At 54.7% G+C, this 20052-nt stretch carries 8 protein-coding genes and 1 tRNA gene; 1 reads left to right on the top strand and 8 read right to left on the bottom strand.

The features are described from left to right. The first annotated feature begins 7 nt into the window (after positions 1 to 7). The gene (locus AC5DDB_RS10300) at positions 8 to 397 is read left to right on the top strand and encodes a tyrosine-type recombinase/integrase (RefSeq protein ID WP_491739631.1); all 390 of its coding nucleotides are present in this window, start codon (positions 8 to 10) and stop codon (positions 395 to 397) included. A 96-nt stretch (positions 398 to 493) separates the two neighbouring features. Here the strand turns inward: AC5DDB_RS10300 and AC5DDB_RS10305 are convergent. The 8 genes from AC5DDB_RS10305 to AC5DDB_RS10340 form a co-directional block, all read right to left on the bottom strand. Then, positions 494 to 578 (bottom strand) — tRNA-Ser (locus AC5DDB_RS10305). A gap of 434 nt (positions 579 to 1012) precedes the next feature. Further along, positions 1013 to 4369, bottom strand: coding sequence for a WD40 repeat domain-containing serine/threonine-protein kinase (locus AC5DDB_RS10310; protein WP_491739632.1), 3357 nt, complete (start codon positions 4367 to 4369; stop codon positions 1013 to 1015). 3 nt (positions 4370 to 4372) lie between these two features. Continuing rightward, complete coding sequence (locus tag AC5DDB_RS10315) at positions 4373 to 4978, bottom strand: sigma-70 family RNA polymerase sigma factor (RefSeq protein WP_491739633.1); 606 nt, start codon at positions 4976 to 4978, stop codon at positions 4373 to 4375. A 283-nt stretch (positions 4979 to 5261) separates the two neighbouring features. Then, complete coding sequence (locus tag AC5DDB_RS10320) at positions 5262 to 9353, bottom strand: protein kinase domain-containing protein (protein ID WP_491739634.1); 4092 nt, start codon at positions 9351 to 9353, stop codon at positions 5262 to 5264. A gap of 174 nt (positions 9354 to 9527) precedes the next feature. Further along, positions 9528 to 13571 (bottom strand): protein kinase domain-containing protein, encoded by a 4044-nt coding sequence (locus AC5DDB_RS10325; protein ID WP_491739635.1) that lies wholly within the window; start codon positions 13569 to 13571, stop codon positions 9528 to 9530. A gap of 41 nt (positions 13572 to 13612) precedes the next feature. Continuing rightward, positions 13613 to 14635, bottom strand: coding sequence for a DUF1559 domain-containing protein (locus tag AC5DDB_RS10330; protein ID WP_491739636.1), 1023 nt, complete (start codon positions 14633 to 14635; stop codon positions 13613 to 13615). A 654-nt stretch (positions 14636 to 15289) separates the two neighbouring features. Continuing rightward, a complete protein-coding gene (locus tag AC5DDB_RS10335) occupies positions 15290 to 18421 on the bottom strand; it encodes an ATP-binding protein (protein WP_491739637.1) in 3132 nt (1043 codons plus the stop codon). 132 nt (positions 18422 to 18553) lie between these two features. Further along, positions 18554 to 19480 (bottom strand): ATP-binding protein, encoded by a 927-nt coding sequence (locus AC5DDB_RS10340; protein WP_491739638.1) that lies wholly within the window; start codon positions 19478 to 19480, stop codon positions 18554 to 18556. Between the last annotated feature and the right edge of the window lie 572 nt (positions 19481 to 20052).

Genomic DNA, 20052 nt, shown 5'->3' on the forward strand with positions numbered 1-20052 from the left:
TGATCGGTTGTGGCCGGGCCGGTGGGCAGAAAACAGCTACGGGAATAAGCTCATCAAATTTGACCTGGAAGCGGCCGGGATTCCGTTCCGCACCGATGCCGGGAAGATCGACTTCCACGCGTTGCGGCACACGTTCTGTACTCGGCTGGCAAACTCCGGTGCCAAGACGCGAGAGGTAATGTACCTCGCACGTCACACAACGGCCGCGATGTCGATGCGGTACACTCACGCGACGATGTACGACCTCGCATCGGCCATCGGTGCGGTTCCCGACGTCCGGCCGTCAGATGACCACAGCGAGCCGCAGAAGGCCAAGGCGACGGGCACCGATGATGCTCGTTCCGATTTCTTGCCGAAAAACTTGCCGGATTCACGTGTGTTCCGTTTTGGTCAATAGTGCCAATCCGGAGACGCAAAACCCATAAGATCGAAAGCCGCTCGCAAGTGCCTCTGATTCCTTGACTTGCGAGCGGCATCAAGTTCGAGCATCAAGCGGAGAGGGGGGGATTCGAACCCCCGGTCGGTTGCCCGACGCTGGTTTTCAAGACCAGTGCATTCGGCCGCTCTGCCACCTCTCCGGACCTGTCATTCGCTGATGACGGCTCAGCGGAAATCGTAACTTTCTGCGGTTTTGCAGTCAATCCAGTCCGGAGTTCGTGGTTACGAGACCATTAAATTCCTTCAAGTCCGATTTGGCGTCCGGTCAAGTAATCGTGTTAACGTGCCCTGTTCGACGGTAACGTGGATGCGTCTACACCAGAGACGGCCTCGTCTATGGACTGACAACGCTACCAAGTTCGTTACGCAAGGACCGTTCGATCTATCTTGATACAGGACGAATAGTAAGGCGGATTTCTGGACGGGAACCAGAGTCTACATACAAAGTGTTGCGTGCGTGAGACAGGATTCAACGGAACGTTCTGCTTAGGAGGGACGCGAGATCGTGGGCAGTGCAAGCTCGCTGGTCTGGTCGCGAACCCTGGCATGAGCGGTACCGAAGATTCGCCAACATTCATTCTGGAGGTATGGATTCTCGATCGGTCCGCTGCCCTTCGAATACGTGAATTCGCATTTGATCATCGACGACCGACATCCATTGATTGTCCGGTGCAAACGTCACTTGAGTCAACGGGCTTTCCGTTTGATACACCTGTCCCATGTCTCGCAGCGTTGCGGCCTGGAACAGGTGGACTGTGCCTCCTTCGGTGCAAGCGGCGACTGTCAAGCCGTCCGGCGACCACCCCAAAGCTGTAGGCGTTGTCGGCATCGATTCGAAGCGGTGCAACAATTCTCCGTTTGTGGTGTCCCAAAGGGAGAGGCTGCGATCGGCTCCCGTGGCGGCCACCCGACTGCCGTCCGGTGATTCGACGACGGCGAAGATCGTATCTCGATGGGCATGGATGCGACGAATCGGCCTCCAGGTTTGACAGTCGATAGCGACGAGTGAGTTTGTCTGTTTCTCGGCGATCCACATGCAGTCAGCACCTGACATTGACGAAAGCGCATCGCATGGGGAGAAGCGATTTTGCAAATCACTCGTGTGGAGATCCAGTGTTTGGAGAGCACCATGTCTGCGTTGGATGACGGCGGTATCGGAAGCGGGCATGAGCCGTATCGCTCGGATTTCGTCGTTGGCGTCACCTGCCAAGATTGTGTGGACTTCTTGGCCTTTAGCTACTACATGCACGAGATTTGGATGTTCCGCAACGACAACTAAGCTTTCGTCGGGTCGGGCATCGCAGGAGACAAGTACGCCATTGTCGGTTGAAAGCACATTCTCTGAATGCTGAGTTGTCAGATGGTGGCGGACCAGTTTGCTTGACGAGCAGATGAGGATTCTTCCGTTGTTGAGGCTTTTGCTAGGAAAATTCCGGCTCATGTACCATTCCGACTGACCGCCCAGACGTATGACCGCAGGCTCGACGTGGTGAGTGATCCATCGATTCACTCGACCGGACCTCGATGCCGTGATGAAAGTTTCGCCGCTGGGTTCCGCCGCTAGTCCATAAATGCGCTCGCTGTCTGCTTGCCAGGCGGTGACGACATCAATTCCCCCTGCTTCGTCCCCAGTCGTGCACTTCAGCAGGCACACCGTTCCGCCACGGTCACTGATGAGCATATGGTTTTGGTCGACGTTGGCGACTTGTTGAATTCCGTCGGGTCGGTCAAAACGGGCTCGCTGTCGGGCCTGCGTTAAGTCCCACATCCGAACGCTTCCGTCGACCGCACCGACGAGGAAATGCTCTCCATCACTGAGAAACGCAACGCACGTTAGAGGGTATGGACCGACTATTCGTTGTAGCTGGACTGATTGCGTTTCCAAGTTCCAAATGACGAAAGAGCGGTCCCACCCGACCGTCACGAGCCAGCGACCGTCCGGGGAAATCGCCAATGCTTCCACCCTTCGGACGTGATGTCCACTGAGCACACGGCGGCAAGTCCGGGTGTTGACGTCCCAAATCTGGACGTCTGGATTGTCTCCACATGCCGCTAGTGTTTGCCCATCCGGGGTGAATGCGACGCCGTACACGGGGCGTCCGTCAAAGACCTCCAGCGTGCCGTCCTCGATTAACCCCACAGTTGAACCGGTGAGGTCGAAGTCCGGCAACTTCCACAACCGAACCGTACCGTCATCCCCGGCAGTGGCCAGAATGGGTAATTCCGGATGGAAGGCGACGGAGTTGACTTCTTTCTGCTGACTGTCTGTTTCGATGATCATTTTTCCCGTTCTCGGGTCAAAAAAACGCACGAAACCGTCTGCCCCGCAGACTGCAAACCGTCGACCATCGGGTGACCACTGGGCATAGTAGTTCGGCCGGTCAAATCGGCCAAAAGTTTGTAACGGTTGCGGCGTTACGCGGCTTAGGTATCGCCACAAGAAACACCGCACGTCGCGGCTCCCGGCTTGCGGTTTGTGATTGTCGAGCAAATCGGCGACCTGTCGGATGTCGTTTCGCTGCCGGGCTTCGACCGCTAGCCGCATGTCGGCGGCGTAGCTCAATTGTCGCATGCGATCGGCAGTCGATTGTTCCCGTTGTCGCAAGGATTCAGCCGTGTTGAGTGCGGATTTGAGTTTGTCGTTTCGGTTCGACAATCGCGAATTGAGATCGTCGATTGTATTCACATGGACGAGAAGCCCCACGACGCCGACAACAATACAGAGACTTAGCAAGGCCAGAATCGTCGCGAGCAGCTGATTCCGGTACGTCCATCGCAAAGTGCGTTCGAGTCGTCCGACGGGGCGCGCTTGGATTGGTGTGCCGTCAAGAAACCGTCGCAAGTCCTGGGCGACCTCGGCGGCCGATGCGTAACGGGCACGCGGTTCTTTGCGAAGACATTTCAGGCAAATTACGGCCAGGTCACATGGCACGGCAGGGTTGAGCAAACGTGGATCGGGCGGTTCCATCTCGTGGACGAGCCGCAGTGTCTGAGCGGTGCTTGCAGTCCGAAACGGTGGTCGTCCCGTAATTGCGGCATAGAGAATTGCTCCTAAACCGTAAATGTCGGTTGCTGGGCCTACCTCGCGGGAACCACTTGCTTGTTCGGGCGACAGATAACTGGGAGTGCCAATGACTTGGCCAGTGAGGGTCAGGTCGTCGCGTTCACTTAAAATCTTCGCCAGACCGAAGTCGGCGACGTGCGGTTGATCTCGCTTGTCGAGAAGAACATTTGACGGCTTAAGGTCGCGATGCAGCACATCGTTGTCGTGCGCCACTTGAATACCAACCGCGACCTTGGCCAGAATGTCCGCCGCTTGTCGGGCCTCCAACGGGCCGTCGTCGATGACTACCTGCAAAGTCCGGCCTTCGACAAACTCCATCTCGAGATACGGCCGCCCATTCAACTCCCCTGCTCCGTAGACCGTGACGATTGCGGGATGTCGCAATTTGGCCAACGCCCGTGCCTCGATTTGAAATCGATCCCGATGGTCAGCCGCGGCCCAGTCTCCTAACAGGACCACTTTCAAAGCAACGATACGGTCGAGGGAAACCCGACGGGCCTTGTAGACCGCCCCCATTCCGCCGCAGGCGATTACTTCCAGCAAGTCGAATTCCGGAGCCAGAGTATCGGGCGCGAGCTGGAGATCCACAGTCGGTGGAACGGGACAATTTGCCGGCCCTTGCACCCGCAGATCGTCAACTGTGCTGTCATTTCCGTTGCGCTTGGGAAATCGGGTCGAGCGACTGCCTGATCTGCCTAAGGCCTCGAGCGTTGTGAAGTAATCCTGCAACTCGTCGGCGACATCGGAATAGGTCGAGAGGAGTTGTGCCGGCTCCAGCGGTTCGCCTCGATCTTCGGCTCGCAACCATTCAAGAACCGCCTGTTCAAGTCGGTGAGAGCGATCGTCTGGGGCGAATGAATCGAGCATCGGTCAAGAATCCTGGTTGGCCATCAATTCCCGCAACCGCCGCATTGCCCGAATCAATAGTCCAGCCACCGACGGTGCCGAGCGATTGAGCTGCGCGGAAATTTCGTCAACGGAGAGCCCCTGCAGGTGGCGGAGCCGTACAACTGTCGCTTGATCCTCGGGGAGATGATTGATCATCTGGCTGAGTGTCTCGGTTTGTTCGTCGCGAATGATGCGATGACTGATCGACGAGCCGGCATCGGGGACGATATCCTTCAGAGACGTACCAAAAGCGTGGCTGAGATCGAGTGATTGGAGCGGACCGCCATGTCGTTTCTGCCGACTTTGATGACGTAGGCGATCCATGATTGTGTGATGAAGAATCTGCCGGAGCCACGCAAACAGTTCGTTCTCGTTGCGACCGCGGTACGCTGCGAAGTCGCGGCTGGCTTCGGCGAGCGACTCCTGAACCGCGTCGGACAGATCCCAGACTGGCCCTAATTGACCGGCGAAAACCGCTGTCGCCCACTGCCTGAGTTGAACTCGACACAGCCCGAACAATTGCTCTCGCGCATCCTCGTCGCCCATCCGGACACGGTCGATCAGTTCTGCCACATCGGCGTGTTGCATGTCGACGATTCATTCGGCCAAACGACTGCGGAAAATCCGTCTGCCACCGATGTCGGCGACGCGAGTTGAGGGAGGTCGTTAAACTGATTCTCCCGCAACAAGGTTCCGCCTCATCAGAGTTTTCCACGCCAGTCAAGCGTGCAAATGTTGGCGGACGGGTTGCCACGACTAGCGGAGGCATGAAACAGTTGTACCCTTTTTGCGTGCAGATTGGAAACAGCATTTGATCATGACCTGTCGGAAGTTGTAAATACGCAACGGATCCCACTTCGTCCGGCGGAATCTATGGTGGTGGAGCCACGCACTTTTCGTCGAAGTGATCTCCCAAAAGCCAACGCTCGGCCCAGGGGAGGACAGACTCTTGTTTCTTGAGCAGTTCAATCGCTGTCTGACGTCTTTCGTTCCGCTCGTCCTCTTGGACGGCCGCTAGATCGAGCAAGCAGCGGGCCCGGTCGTGGTCGGCACCGATTCTTTCCGCATGTTCAATGGCCCTTTGAAAGCTACGGATGGCTTTGCGATGTTTGCCGAGCGTCCATAGTGCTCTTCCATGGGCTCGATAAATGTGCGGTTTCAGATTCGGATGCATTGCCATCGGCGTCCACGATGCTCGCATAAGCCGTTTCAAAACCCGTTTTTCAGTGGCCGGCGTTCTGACCCATTCCGGCCCGGTGATACTCGCGATCAAGACTGGTAGGCTAAACAGGTTGTATTCCATAAAGAGCATCAAGCGTTTGGTCAATCGCCACGAGTTCTCCGCAGCCGCTCGGGCCGATTCATATTCCGAGGCCTGCAGCAATACGTAGGCTTCGGTCGCTAGAAAGATCGTCTCGGTACTCGCCGATGCCTCGCATTCGGACATCAAAACACGAGCCTTATCGATCCGCTGTTTCGCGGCTTTGATTTGTCCAGCTCGGGCTAATCCGCTAGCGAGATCGTAGTGCCCCCAACATTGGCCTCTGGCGTCCCCGGTTGTTTCACCGAGAGAAATTACCGCACGGGCGGCATCCGCTTCCTCGGTCGAGGTGCCAGCAATTTGAAGCACGTGACGAGCCAAATGAATCGCGAATGATGCTTGCCAATGCAAACCGACTTTCGAGAGAACCGAGTACGATTCTTCAAAGTCGCCTCTAGCCTGCTGTAATTCTCCAATTGCGTTGTAATAGAGCCCACGCAGTTTACTGCACTCTCCCCGGCTCTCCAGAGAATTTCGAGCCAGCAACGAAAGGTCCACCTTTCGGACTTGCCACTTCCCAAACCGTGGTAGTCCAGCAATGAATAGAAATCCTGCAAGCTCGATTGACCCTTCGGCATGGAGTTCCTGATTCCCCGAGTCAGCAGCCAACCGCGCGAGTCGAAACATGGAGTAGTATTGTCCCATGGGCGACGATTCGAACAGCAGATTCACAAGCTGAAAATGGATCCGCTGCTCCATTGCTCTTTGTTTCTGCTTCGGGGTCGGAGGTGAATGCGACCAGCGACGGTGCGGAAACAGAAAAACTCGCGCGGCCATGAAAGGGATGGTCATCATTGCCCTGAGTCCCTGCCGTCTGTAGGCACCGATTTCCGCAAGGGCCTGGTCGAAATACTCGAGCGACTTGCGGTATTTGGCGATTGTTGCCGTAGCCAAACCCATTCGAAAATACGTATGCGCCCGAGAAAGGTTTGAAGGCGTTAATTCAATCGTCTGATGCAACAGATTCAGCCCATCCGCAAATGACTTCAGTCGGATTAGGGTATTGCCCAGACGGTCGAGCAGGCGGTAACGCAGGGCGTCGCTTGCATCGACTGGCAGCAATGATTGCGCGGTTTTGAGAAACTCCAATGCTTCTTCTGTGGAGTAAGCGCGGTAGGCTAACTCCCCCGCCAGAAATTGATACGCGAAAGCCCTGGAATCTCCGGCTGCGTGGAAGTGGTAGGCAAGATCCACGATGCGATCGGATGCAATGGTTTCGGTGGTCTCGTCATCGACAGGATCGACATTCAAGCGTTCAAGCACTCGTGCTGCGGTCAGCTTCTCGGTTTGTTCCAGGTAGTCGCCAAACAGTAAGTGCAAGTCACGATGCCGTTGCGGCTCCATTGCCATCAGCACCGTTTCGCGGATCTTGTCATGATACGTGTCGACGAGTTGCTGGTTTTCGGAGCCAATCAACCTCACCAGGCGTTCGCTTCGCATGTGCATGATCGTCGCGAACGCCGGATCAAGCCCACCAGCGACGTGGGCAACTTCATCCATCCGCACCGCCTGTCCGGCGATCGCAATCGCTTCCAACAGAGGCATAGCATCCTGCGGAAGTCGACCGAGTCGACGTGAAATAACGTCCTGCAGTGGGATCGACTGGAATTCCCCTGTCTCCTGGTCGAAGCCTTCGAGCAGTTGTTCCAGAAAGTAAGGGTTCCCCTGTGCGGCCTGATAAAGTTTCGCCGCATGCTGTCGCAAAGATTCATCAGTCACCCCCAAACGTGCAGCGAACAACGCCGTGCATTCGTCTTGTGACAGCGGCGTCACTTCGACGGTCGACTCCTGCACCTCCGGTCGGTTCCGCTGCCACGTTGTGAGGAACGGACTCGATTCGGCTTCATCGCTGCGGTAGGTGCCCAGAAACATCACCGCAGGAGCACCGGGCGGTTTAAGCAATTCCGCCATCACCGACGCACTGTCCGCGTCCCCCCATTGCAGATCGTCTACGAATAAGATCAATGGTGTCGATTGACCAATCGAGATCAACAACTCGCGAAGTGCGGCGAACGCGCGGAAGCGAATTTGCCGGCTGTCGATCCCGGCCAGATTGAAAGTCGGATGGGCGGCAATGACTTCGACCCGTCGCAGTTCAGGAAACAACTGAGCCAACATTACAATGTCGTCTGGTAGCAGCGGATGCACTTCATCAGTCGGTCGCGTGCGGAGATAGGCCACCAACGCATCGATGAGGCAGTCGATTGCTTTAAACGGCACCGACTCGCGATCGTAGCAACGCCCGGACAGCACAAGCAGGTCATCACTAAGCCGGGGATTTCTCAGGAACTTTTCTGCCAGGGACGTCTTCCCTTCACCACTACGACCTTTGATGAAGACGACGAACGATTGCCGCGTCTGAAGAAGTTCTCGTCGCGTCTGTTCCAATCTCGCTAGTTGAGACTCTCGGCCAACGAGTAGAAATCCGGAATGGCCGGAGAGACTGGAAAGATTACTATCGATGGGTTCTCGCGTCTGCGCGTCCAACGCGATTCCCAAACGTGCGGCAAGCTCGTCGTCTTCGGGGCGATCTTCGGGCAATCGTAGCAGCAGTTGATCGACTAATTCCGCGAGATCCTTCGGGATGTCTTCGCGCTCGCAAAGTTGAGGCGCGTCCTCGGTTCTTTTTTTCAGAATCAGGTCGACGTGCGAACCTGTAAACGGAGCCTCACCCGTCAAGGCTTCATATAGCATCACGCCCAGGGCGTACCAGTCAGACGCGGTGGAACGTACCCCGAGTGTTTGCTCAGGAGCGACATAACGTGGCGTCCCGGCGAATTGCTTCGAGTACATGGAAATCGTTTGGTCGGCTCGCAGTTGAAGTTCCGCGACCAGCCCGAAGTCCATAATCGTCACTAGCCCATTGGCGGAGACAAACACATTGCTGGGTTTGAGGTCGCGGTGTACGATCTCCTGGCGATGCAACGCGAGGATTCCCGTAACGAGTTGGACCAGCGATTCCCGCAGCCGTGTTTCGTCGAGCACGCCTTGCGGTCGAACATATTCGAGAAAATCGACGCCTTGAATGAGGTCCATGGTGAAGAACCACTGTCGTCCATCGACCTCCAGCGACTGCATTCCGACTAAGTTCGGATGATTGATCTCCGAGAGTGATCGAAATTCCCGGCGAAAACGATGCAGACGTTCGGCGTCGTCGAGCGGATGGGTTTGACCGTCGAATTGCGTGGGCAAAGTTTTGATCGCGACGACATCGCCACGTTGCAAATGTCGGGCTTCGTACACCACGCCGAACCCGCCGCGACCGAGTTCCCGCAACAATTCGTAATCACCCAACTTGCGTGCGGCGGGCATTCCGTAAAGGATCGTCCTTTCGTCCGCGGGAGTTTCAACTTCCGGACTCATCGACATCATTGTCGATTCGAAAAACGCCTGACGAACGAGTCGTGTGAGATCCGGAAACCGAGCGACGTACTCATTCGACTCCGGTTGTTCGCCCCCTCGCCGACGAAACTCGATCTCAACGTGCAACAGATTTTGAAACAGCATTTCGCGGGAGGGTTCGTAAACTCGATCGAGATAATCCTCGATCCGCTTGGGCATACCGCTTTTCAGCTTTCGCCGAAAGTCCCGACAAATCGTCTGGATTTGCTCAAAACTGTTGTTCCGTTCGAGGTCGTTCATAAGCGGATTCGTCGGACTACGATTCGTTGATGATTTGAGACAAGCCCCGTTTAAGGGGGCTCCCGAAAACCGAATGCACGTAGGGTCGCAATCGGTGGTAACAAAGAACTTTTGTAAGAGTGTCTTGATCTAGGCCGGTCGAAACTCGTTGCCACTGAGTTGGAATTGGAGTGGTTACACATCGCGTAAAAAGGGTTGTGTCTTGAACGATTCATCGAGTTGCGAGCGTAGTTGCGATAATGCTTCAGCAGCCTTGTCGCACTCAGCCTGCGTAGCCAGACCACATTCGGCACTCAAGCGTGTGTGAAGACAACGTGACTCGATTGCTTCGACTTTCATCCCGTACTGTTCAGCGATCTCATAACTCCGCCGTAGGATTTTGATCGCTTTGCGGACCCGGCCACGTTGTTCGTGATAGACGGCGAGTTCGCGTAACGTGGCGGCGTGATCTGCCCCGCCGCGGGTGATACGACTAGCCCACTTGGCCCGACGGTAACCTTTCTTCAATTCCGCCTGGGCCGCCGCAGGGTCTGTCGATTGAATCTCATCCGCGTAGAGTCGGATAGCTTTGAGAATCAACGGAAAGTTTGGATTCGTGATGTGGTTGATCACGACGTTCCTCTTCATCAACTGAAAAGCTTCTTCAGCGATTCGGTACCCTTCTTCGATGCGGCCATGATGTAAATGCCAACGGGCTTCGGCTTGCAGTTTTTGATTCGTTGCCTGGAAGTTGTCGGGAATCGGCGTTAACGCGGAGTTCATTTCCTCAAAGCGAAACCGTCCGTCCGTGATCATCGCTACTAAGTTGATGTAGTCGTGAGCAGTATTGGGATCACCCAGACGTACACTTTCCGCGAAACCATCAAGAGCGCCAGTGAGAGCCGATTCCAAATTGCCTAGTCGAAATTCAGCTAGTAGAGAATGAAGTCGCAGCAGTAATCCTCGCCAGACGTCGCCACTCCGTTCGAGGATAGCCAGTCCCTGATCGGCATGTTGTTGTGTTTCAACGAATCGCGTACAGGTATAGTGACCGACTGACGCATGGAAGTGGTGGAGCAAACGTGTGCCGAAATCATCGTCGCTGGTTGCTGTGGAGACACGATCCAGATAACGACGACCACGCGTTTCGAATTTCGTGACGAAGCAGATTGCCGCGTGTACGCTCTGGGCTAGGATGAGTTCACGAGAAGGCGCGAACCGCTCGGCACGATTTAAGGAAGCAAGATTTGTCCAGAGCACACTAGGCGTACTCCGGAACCACACGGACGTGAAATAACCCGTTAGCAACTTTGTGATGAGTCGTTCACGCCGATCCGCCGGTTTGCTGTTTGGTCGTGGGTATCCTCTTAGTGAGTGGTACCCCTGAATCGTCGCTTGTTTCGCGATCCCGAAAATCAGCCCCGGCATCGAAGTTGGTACAACAACTCCCATCGACCGCAGACTCGTTGCGAAACGTTTGGCGCTCTCTTCGTAGCGCCCCGCCTGACGACAAGCTTCCGCTTGCACATTCTCAACTGCACCACGTTCGACCACGTCTCTCGCTAGTGGCAACGCGGCGGACAATGTCTCTTCAGCCTTAGCATAGTGGCCGAGAAGTCTGAGCGTCTCGCCAAGTCGCAGTAACAGTTGATACTGAGCCGACTGACTGGCATGACCAAAATGCGTGTGCGCCGCCTCGTACTTCGGCAAGGCACCTTCCAATGACATCTGTCGACGCGCCTGCTCAGCGGCGAGAACACTATATGCAAATCCCTTCCGCGAATCGTTTGCCATGGAGAAATGAAACGACAAGTCAAATAGACGTGTCAGGGCTGCGTCGTCGTTCAGTTCGAAGTTGCCCTGCTCGATGGTCGTAACCTGCTCTTCCGTCAATCCGCCATGTAACTGTTCGATGGCTTGACCTAGCAAACGGTGCTGTTCGACTTCACGTATCTTGTCGAGTTCAGCCAACACCGTTTCCCGGATTCGATCGTGATAGGTATCGACGACTGGGGTGGTCTCGTCTCCCACGAAGCGAATTAACCGGGCATTCCGCATTCGTGTTAGCGTGGCCATGGGAACGGCATCGAGACCTGCCGCTATAGCAACCTCACTCGTTTGCAACGCTTGTCCGGAAACGCTGATCAGTTGTAAGAGTATTGTCGCTTCCGGTGGCAAATCCCGGAGTTTGTTGTCGATGATCTGATTGACGGGAATCTGATGGAACGAATCCGCTTCGGGATCGAAACAGCCCACCAGTTCGATGAACAAGAACGCGTTCCCGGCCGTCTGGCTGAAGAACTCCACAGCTCGGCGGCGGACGACCTCCGTGTCGGTCTCTAGCATCTCGATCATGAGTTGTCGACATTCGTCAGCCGTCAACGGACCCACACTGAGCGACCGCGTATCCACCACAATTTGCTGTTGCTTGGCGATTGTCTGCCATGCCTTGAGGAATCGACTATCGTCTGCCTCATCCGTTCGATAGGTGCCTAAAAAATACACACGCGGTAGATTAGGGCCACGCAGAATTTGCATCAAAACTTCAGCACTGTCGGTATCTCCCCATTGGAGATCGTCGACGAACAGAATCACGGGTTGTCGATCGCTGATTCTACCCAGCAATTCTCGCATCGCCAGGAACGCTCGATTCCGCACTTCATGGTCATCGAGTTCATCGAAATTGCCTGATCGAAGGGCACGAATCTCCTTCACTCGACCAAAGACCGGGAATGTATGTTGCAGCGCTTGAACATCGCGTGGGAGGACTGAGCTGACGGTCTCCGAGGGCAGGCCATTGAGATATCCACAGATTGCATCAATGACGGTGTCCAACGCTTTGAAGGGCACGGAATCGCGGTCATAGCAACGACCGGTCAGTAGCGCATATTGCGACTGTAGGCGGACTTGTCCCAAGAACGCTTCGCATAGCGACGTTTTGCCTTCCCCAGAGCGTCCGTTGACAAAGACTGCAATCGGCTGACCACTATCGTTGAACTCGGTCAGTGCGGTTCGAAGTTCTGTCAGGTGGGTTTCGCGACCGATTAAACCATGCGTACGAGTCGGAGACACAGAGTTGGTAGCCACATCGGCATATGCCACCGAACGGGCAATCTCGGCAGGATCGGGGCGATCTTCGGGGTTTGTTGCCAGCAAGGCTTCACACAGGTCACAAAGATCGTCGGGCAAGTTTCCGTCGCGAGGCAATGACGGTGCGGGGTCCCGCTGCTTGTCCTGCAAAACCTTCAATACGCTTCCCGAGAACGGAACTTTGCCGGTCAACGCCTCGTACAACATAACTCCAACGGAGTACCAGTCGGAGGTGGCTGTCGCGGTGTTCGACATGGCCTGCTCAGGCGACATATACGCAGGACTGCCGGCGATGCCATCTTCCGTCTCGGCCAACGACGTATGTTGTTGCTCGAGTACAAGCCCAAAATCGAGCACCACGACCCGACCGTCCTCATCGACCATCACATTCGAAGGTTTGAGATCACGATGGATAATGTAGTTACGGTGAAGTGCCAACACGCCCGTTACCAATTGAGTCATCGCATGACGCAGGCGACTTTCTTCCAACTCCCCTTGAGGTCTGACATACGTGATAAAGTCGGTGCCTCGGATGAGGTCCATCGTGAAGAACCATTGCCGACCTTCAACTTCCAGCGACTGCATGCCCACAAGGTTCGGGTGATTGATCTCCGAAAGCGAACGAAACTCACGTCGGAATCGGTGGAGCCGCCCGGCATCTTCGAGCGGCTGCGGTTGGCCATCCATCAGTGTCGGCAAAGTTTTTAATGCTACCAGATCATGACGTTGCAAATGCCGAGCTTCATAGACAACTCCAAAGCCACCCCGTCCGAGTTCTCGCAGGAGTTCATAGTCGCCCAATTTGCGAGCGGCGGGCATTCCGTTGAGAACGGTCTTTTTGTCCGCGGGTGTATCGACGTGCGAACTCATCGACAAAATTGTCGATTCGAAAAATGCCTGGCGGACGAGTCCCATCATCTCAGGAAACCGCTTGGCGTATTGATCCGACGTCGCTTGCTCACCTTGTCGTCGTCGAAACTCGATCTCGACATGCAATAGGTTCAGAAACAGCATCTCCCGCGATGGTGGTTCGATGCGTTCCAGGTAGTCTTCGATCGTTATCGACGCACCGTTTTTGAGCTGTCGTCGAAAGTCCCGACACAGCGATTGAATTTGCTCGAACGGATTAGCCTGTCTGACGTCGCTCACGGTTCCCACTTACATATTCACGCCGACACGAAGTGGACTACTTAGTATTCGCCAACGACCTGGCCGTCTTGCATGCATGAGAGATTCCGGTATGTTGCCATGTCGATGTTTTCGCTGAGGAAATTGACCGATCCGTCGCAAAACAGAAAGTGACAACCGCCATCGTGATAGCTGCGGAAATGGCTCATCCAATGCGGACCGCCTTCCCAACTTGCTCTATTGTCGAAAGCCTGTGATCCCGAAATGCCCGCGTAGGAATCAGTAACAGGTCTCTTATTCATTCGCTCGACAGTACTAGCGGCATGACCGGTGTAACGGAGGCCAGTCGCGTAGAACGGCTCGGCTCCGGCTCCACCGACTAGCCAACCATGAGCCGATCCGCTTTCGCCATTTGGCCCGGTGACCGGGGTGTCACATCCGATTCCTTCACAAATTCGAAAGCCGGATGCCGCTTCGCCGATCGCAAATGTATTGCTACTTCCGTCGGTAACTGACGCCAGCCGGGTGCGGGAATGAAACGCAAAGACCCCCGACTCCGGCGTGGTCGGCGGAGCGTTAAACCCAGCACTAAAGCTGAATGCATCGCGGTAGCCAAAACTGTAAGCGTATGACGAGTTTGCAAACGTATCTCCCACAGGTACTCCCATCGCCGCGATCCAGGGATACGCTGTGGGATTCGCCGCAACATCCGACGGGCAAACGAAGACCGGCACGATCGTTTGCGCTGTCGAGGGAGTTTGCAAATACCAGGGGATTTCCGCATCGGCAAGTTTCTGAAGATTCGCTTGCTCGAGAAATGGCAACAATGAGACATTTGGCGTGCCCATCGCCTCGATCGGCGAATTTGGCATGAACCGGTAACCTGGGGGGAACATCTTATGCACGTCATGATAGTTGTGCATTGCTAGCCCAAGTTGCTTCAAGTTGTTTTTGCATTGTGTCCGCCAAGCCGCTTCGCGAGCCTTCTGAACAGCCGGCAGCAACAGGGCAATCAGAATTGCAATGATCGCGATGACGACTAAGAGTTCAATGAGCGTAAACCCGCGTTTGCAACTCCGGGACATCGGATTCTCTCCTGTGACAGTTGGAAGCTGAGGAGAAGACAATGACGATCGGAATTCGATGCTGCCATCGTTCTATCTGTGATCAAAACGAGTTACAGCAGAAACCACTAGATGGAGAGAGGAACCACCTATAGGCCCGGCGAACTAGTCATTCGAACTACAAGATAGCCAGGCAACTCTTAGTATTGAGACCGACTAGCATCGTAGGTTTCCCGACAATCGCCGACCGAACCAATGCATGATTCATGCTGTATGTTCTAAGGCGACAAGTCGAATGACACGAAGCGCGAGTTTTCTCGCAATGCAGCAAGATTCTCAAAAAACGACTTAATGCGTACTTCAACTCACAAGATGCAGCGTTTAAGACATTTTACTTCTTGCAGTGAAATGAAAACGCGTCGATCGGCACGTGACACACATAGCGATGCTCTGGAGAATCTCAGGAATAGCAACGAATATTTGACGGACTAGTCGCTGCTTGCTAAGCCCGCATAGAAACGGACCGACCAGTTGACACACGCACTTTGATGTTCAACCGGTTTCATGCGGCGTGGAACGCCCTCGAGAGGCAATGCGGTATTCAACCGCCTTGCCGGGCGCTCGAGAATTTAACCTTTTGCGAGGTCATCTCATTTTGGGGAGCTAGGATTCATTTTAATGAGAAGACGATGGAGTCGCCGGTTCCGCTTGGGGTTCGATGAAAGCCAAAATTAGCTGGTCAATTTCTTCGATCTGAGACGTTGGGATTTCAGGGTTTTCAACGCGAGCTTGCATTTCGAGACTATGAAGCAGGACTTCTAGAGCGTCCCATTGAATGCACGTGACTGCACCCTTGAGCGAATGGGCTTTGGCTTCCCAACGAGGGAAATCTTGGTTTTCGACGGCATCTTTGAGCTCGGGCCAATCCTCCAAAAACTTGGCTTGCAGTAATTGTGCTAACTTCGGTGTAAGACCTTTTGGTCCAGACGTCGGTGGTTCGACAGAACGCTGATCGTTATCGGCGATGACTGGACTTCGCGTGGTCAGGATCGCCGCGATTCGGGATTCATCTAGCGGTTTGACGAGACACTCATCAATCCCGACAGTGCTTGCGAGAGATTGTTCATGAGGGCCGATGAAACCGGATAGCAGCACGATGATGGCGGGTGTTCGTGTTGTTTGCTCTTCATAACTCCGAAGTTTGCGAGCAGTTTCGAATCCGTCAATCCCCTGCATTTTTCGATCAAGTACGACCACATCGTATTCGTCTTGCATGAAAGCCAAGACTGCTGTTTCCCCGCTTTCGACAGTGTCGACTGTTGTTGCCAACCGTTCGAGAATGGCGCGGTTCACGTGCTGGTTGACCCGGTCGTCATCCGCAATGAGAACTCGCAAGTTTTGCTTCGCTATTGAGTCTGACACCACGGAAGAGCAGACTGCTGGCCGTTCTGGATGAGCAGTTTTCCGAAGGGCTTCGACGATGACCGCCGGTAGAACTGGTTTGAGGAGCACGATCGTTGCGGGGTGTTCTGACTTTGACGCAGCCGAGTTCGGACTTCGCAATACGAGACGATTTTCAGCGCGGGTGATGGCCGGACGACTGGCGTCCGATTCGTCGGAAATCTCCCATGTGCAGGGCTCGTTGAATTGTGATGTCAAACTCCAACCGTCGGCTTCCAAGGACTGTGCTAGACAGCGGTCAAGCGTTTTGTTGCCGACTCGTAGAGCGACAGAGCCACGTGGAGAAATTGCCGATGGCGGCTGACATACTGTTTCAGCCATGCGGACCGAAAACTCGAAGGTGGTGCCTTGACCGAGTTGGCTTTGAAGACGAATTTCGCCACCTAGCTCTCGAACCAAATCGCGTGACACAGCCAATCCCAATCCGGTGCCTCCGAAACGAGCTTTTGTGTCGTCTTCGGCTTGCACGAAGGGTTCAAAGATTTGCTGCTGTTTTTCCAATGGGATCCCGACGCCGGTGTCTCGGACGATGAATCGCATACCAGGGTCGTCGTGTCGTTCCGCTTCAGCAATCGTAAGCAACACTTCGCCGGACTCAGTGAATTTTACGGAGTTCGCGACCAGGTTGATTAAGATTTGTCGTAGTCGTCGCCTGTCGATCGAAATCGTGTCAGGCACATTTGGCGGACGATGCCCAATGAGTTCAATGCCCTTCTCCGCTGCCTTGGCGGCAAACGTCTTCAACACTTCGCTGAGGAGTTGATCGAGATTGACCTCCGACGTTGTGGGCGGATGATCCGAGTCAGTCGCGTGTTCAAGAACGCCGTTGACGGTTTCCAAGAGAGATTCCGAGGAAATGCGGACAATGTCGAGATACTCGCGTTGTTCCGCGGTGAGGTCCGTCTGCAATGCCAAGCGGACCATCGCCAGTACGCCGTTCATCGGGTTGCGAATCTCGTGACTGAGGACCGCCAGTTCATCGACTGAATCAATGGGTGTTGGGTATGAAGAGTCTGGTTTCGAATCTTCGAGATGCTCGGTTGGAGGTTGTGAGACCGATTGTTTTCGGAGTCCGTTGAATAGTCCCGCTATGCACGTCGCACAGCCGATGGCCCACCGCTGCTGAGTTTCGGACAGCGATCGCTTGCTTTGGTTTGTCAGACATAGCACGCCGAACTGTTGGTCTTCGTAGCGAATCGGGACTAACCAAGCGTGGCCAATGAGTATGTTAATGCCGATTTTCTGCAGACCGGCCGAGTCCACCGAGACGATCTCGCCAGTGCTTTTGCGAGTGTCACCAGACTGGTTGGTCGTGTTGACGCTGCGACATATCTTTTGCTCCGTTCGGGTCCATTCGGCGTGCACGTTCGGAGGAAGATCACGCGATGACGTCGCCACCGAGAGCAATTGATTCGAATGCGTAAAATTTCCCACGATCAACGCGACACGATCGACGCTGGTCATTTCGCGAAGCTCGTCGATGAAATCTTCGAGCAAATCGAGTGGTGTTTCGACTTGAGAATGCGTGCGGTGATTCGGTGTTTCGGTTTGCGAGGCTTCAAATGGTATAGCTTCGAGTTGTTCGGCCTCGATCGCCCGGCGTTGAAGTCCGAATACGATATCGCGAGTGGTTTTGAATGGATTCTCGAATGGTAACAGTCGGGAGGAGATTAATACGCCGCGACCGTGAGGCGTGGTGAGTTCGAACAAATAGACGGCTTCGATGTTACGCCGGTCTTCGCGAGTGAGTGCATCGTAGAGTGCGTTCTCGCGAAGTTGGTGGCCTTGTAATATACACGCTCCATTGTGGATGGTTTGCGTCTGCCAATCATGATCGAAACGCATTCGCCGTTTGGAATCCGAGGAGAGTCCACGACAATGCGTCACTTCGGTTGGTTGTGCGGTGCAGTCTAACCACGCTACAAATCCGTCCCCTGTCGATGGAATGAGTTGCCGCATGACTTCAATCAAGGCTTGATTGAATGTCTCACAGTTTGCGAGCCGACGTAGCCATTGATTGGTTTGCTGTTCGAACGAAAGTTGCTGGCGAGCTTCAGAAACTTCTCGCCGACAGAATTCCGCTCGCAGTGCGTGACGTCCGACAACTAATGCATGCCAAGAATGGGCCAGTGTGCGGAGTCGCCAAGTGGCTGCGGTTAGCAGAGTTGCGACCCCGGCGGATGCGAACCAAGTCGCCTGTTGCGGGATCGCGGATGCGTACATGGCTAACGATGTCGCCGCGGCAACGCTCATCGTTTGCGGAAGAAGCAGCCACCGAGGTGTTCGACCGATTCGGTGTTCGAACCCCGACAATCGACGAGTCATGTTATGAAGGTAGCCGATCATGCATCAGACTCGTAGAAACTCGGGCAGTGTGTTGGTCTCTCCTAGACGGAACCGCGGTCCTCGGTGCTCGCGGTGGAAAATTGTCGGGAAGCAACGTCTTTGAGGTTATGTTCTGGGAAACGAGGTCGCCGTTCAGCCCGCGATGGCAGTCTGCGATCTTTTCGGGACATTGTCCGCTGATGCATACTTCACCATTCGTACGCTTGAGCCGTTCTCGCTGAATGAGACTTCGTCCATGAACGCGCGAATGAGCATGATGCCGCGTCCGCTGCACTTCAAAAGATTCTCGGTATCAGTGGGATCGGGCAATGCCGCGACATCGAAACCGGGACCCTCGTCTTCGATCAGGTAACTGACCGCGTTCTTCCCGTAGGTTGCAGTTACGGAGACTTGGCGATCACAGTATGGCGGCGTCAGTCGTCGTTGGCGGATCAGTTGTTCGAAGGAGTCGTCAGCTCGCTCGCGAAGTTCGGAACTGACTTCCAAATTGCCATGCACGATGGCATTCACCAAAGCTTCCTCTAATGCCACCGACACCCGCACAATTTCCGAGCCTTCGACAATGCCAAATTGCTCGGCACTGTCGACCAGAAACCGCACCGTGCTGCCCACTAAGTCGCAATTGTTTTGAAGCTGAAGCGTGACTTCCTCGGAACGCCGATTTCCGAGGAGGGACTGCAGCAATCGATCACTTTGACTACTTCGGAGAACTTCATCGACCGTTTCCGCCAGACGGGCACTGAGCTGACGTTTCGGAATGTAGCTCGATGCACCGCAGTGGAGGGCTTCGACGGCGATTTCTTCGTTCCCCCGCGATGTGATCACGATGACCGGTATGTGCGGGTGTTCTTTTTGAAGCTCACGCAGAAGTTCGAGCCCGTTCATACGGGGCATCTGCATGTCTGTGACAACTAAATCGAATTGCCGTGTCCGAATCCGCTCGAGTGCAGCGACGCCATCGTGCGCAAACACGCATCGACGGTCCAACTGCATCATCAGGATTTCTGCAGCGTACTCACGATCGAACTTCGAGTCATCGACGATCAGGATGTCCGGCATGGATCTCTCGGCAAGGGCAATACGAGCGAGCGTGTGTTAGGGTGAAACTGTGTGGAGTCACCCACTCAAACACTATCGGTTTGCCTGCCTTGCCAAAACTTCCTAAATTTCCTCAGCCGATCTGATCGTTATAACCGCGCAAAAAGAAACCCGGAAGCAGCGAGTCCCAGGGGGGCGGAGGACATCATCTGCTTCCGGGGGCGATTCAAATGAATGTTCGCGACCAATATTTGGCAGCGAGGGAGGTTACCGAACCGTCTGCATCCTTGCGGACAGTTCGCTCCCGATGACGACTCGTGGAGTGGTCATCCTACCGTCTCCGAAACGTAGATCATCGAATGGTCGGTCGTCATCCGTGACAACCCACGCCACTTTTTCACTTCATTGAAGCGTTGAAGTGTCGATTCTGCGATCTCGAAGTTGGTAGAGAAATCACCACTTCGGCAAAGGAATTTACCCAAGAGTGATAGTGCGTCGCCCGGGGTTTCCCCCGTCCGATGCGGGCGGAACAATACGGCGTTTCCCCAAACCGGTCAATACGGATTCCCCAGAAAATCTAACTGAACGTCCGA

Source organism: Thalassoroseus sp., assembly GCF_984380535.1.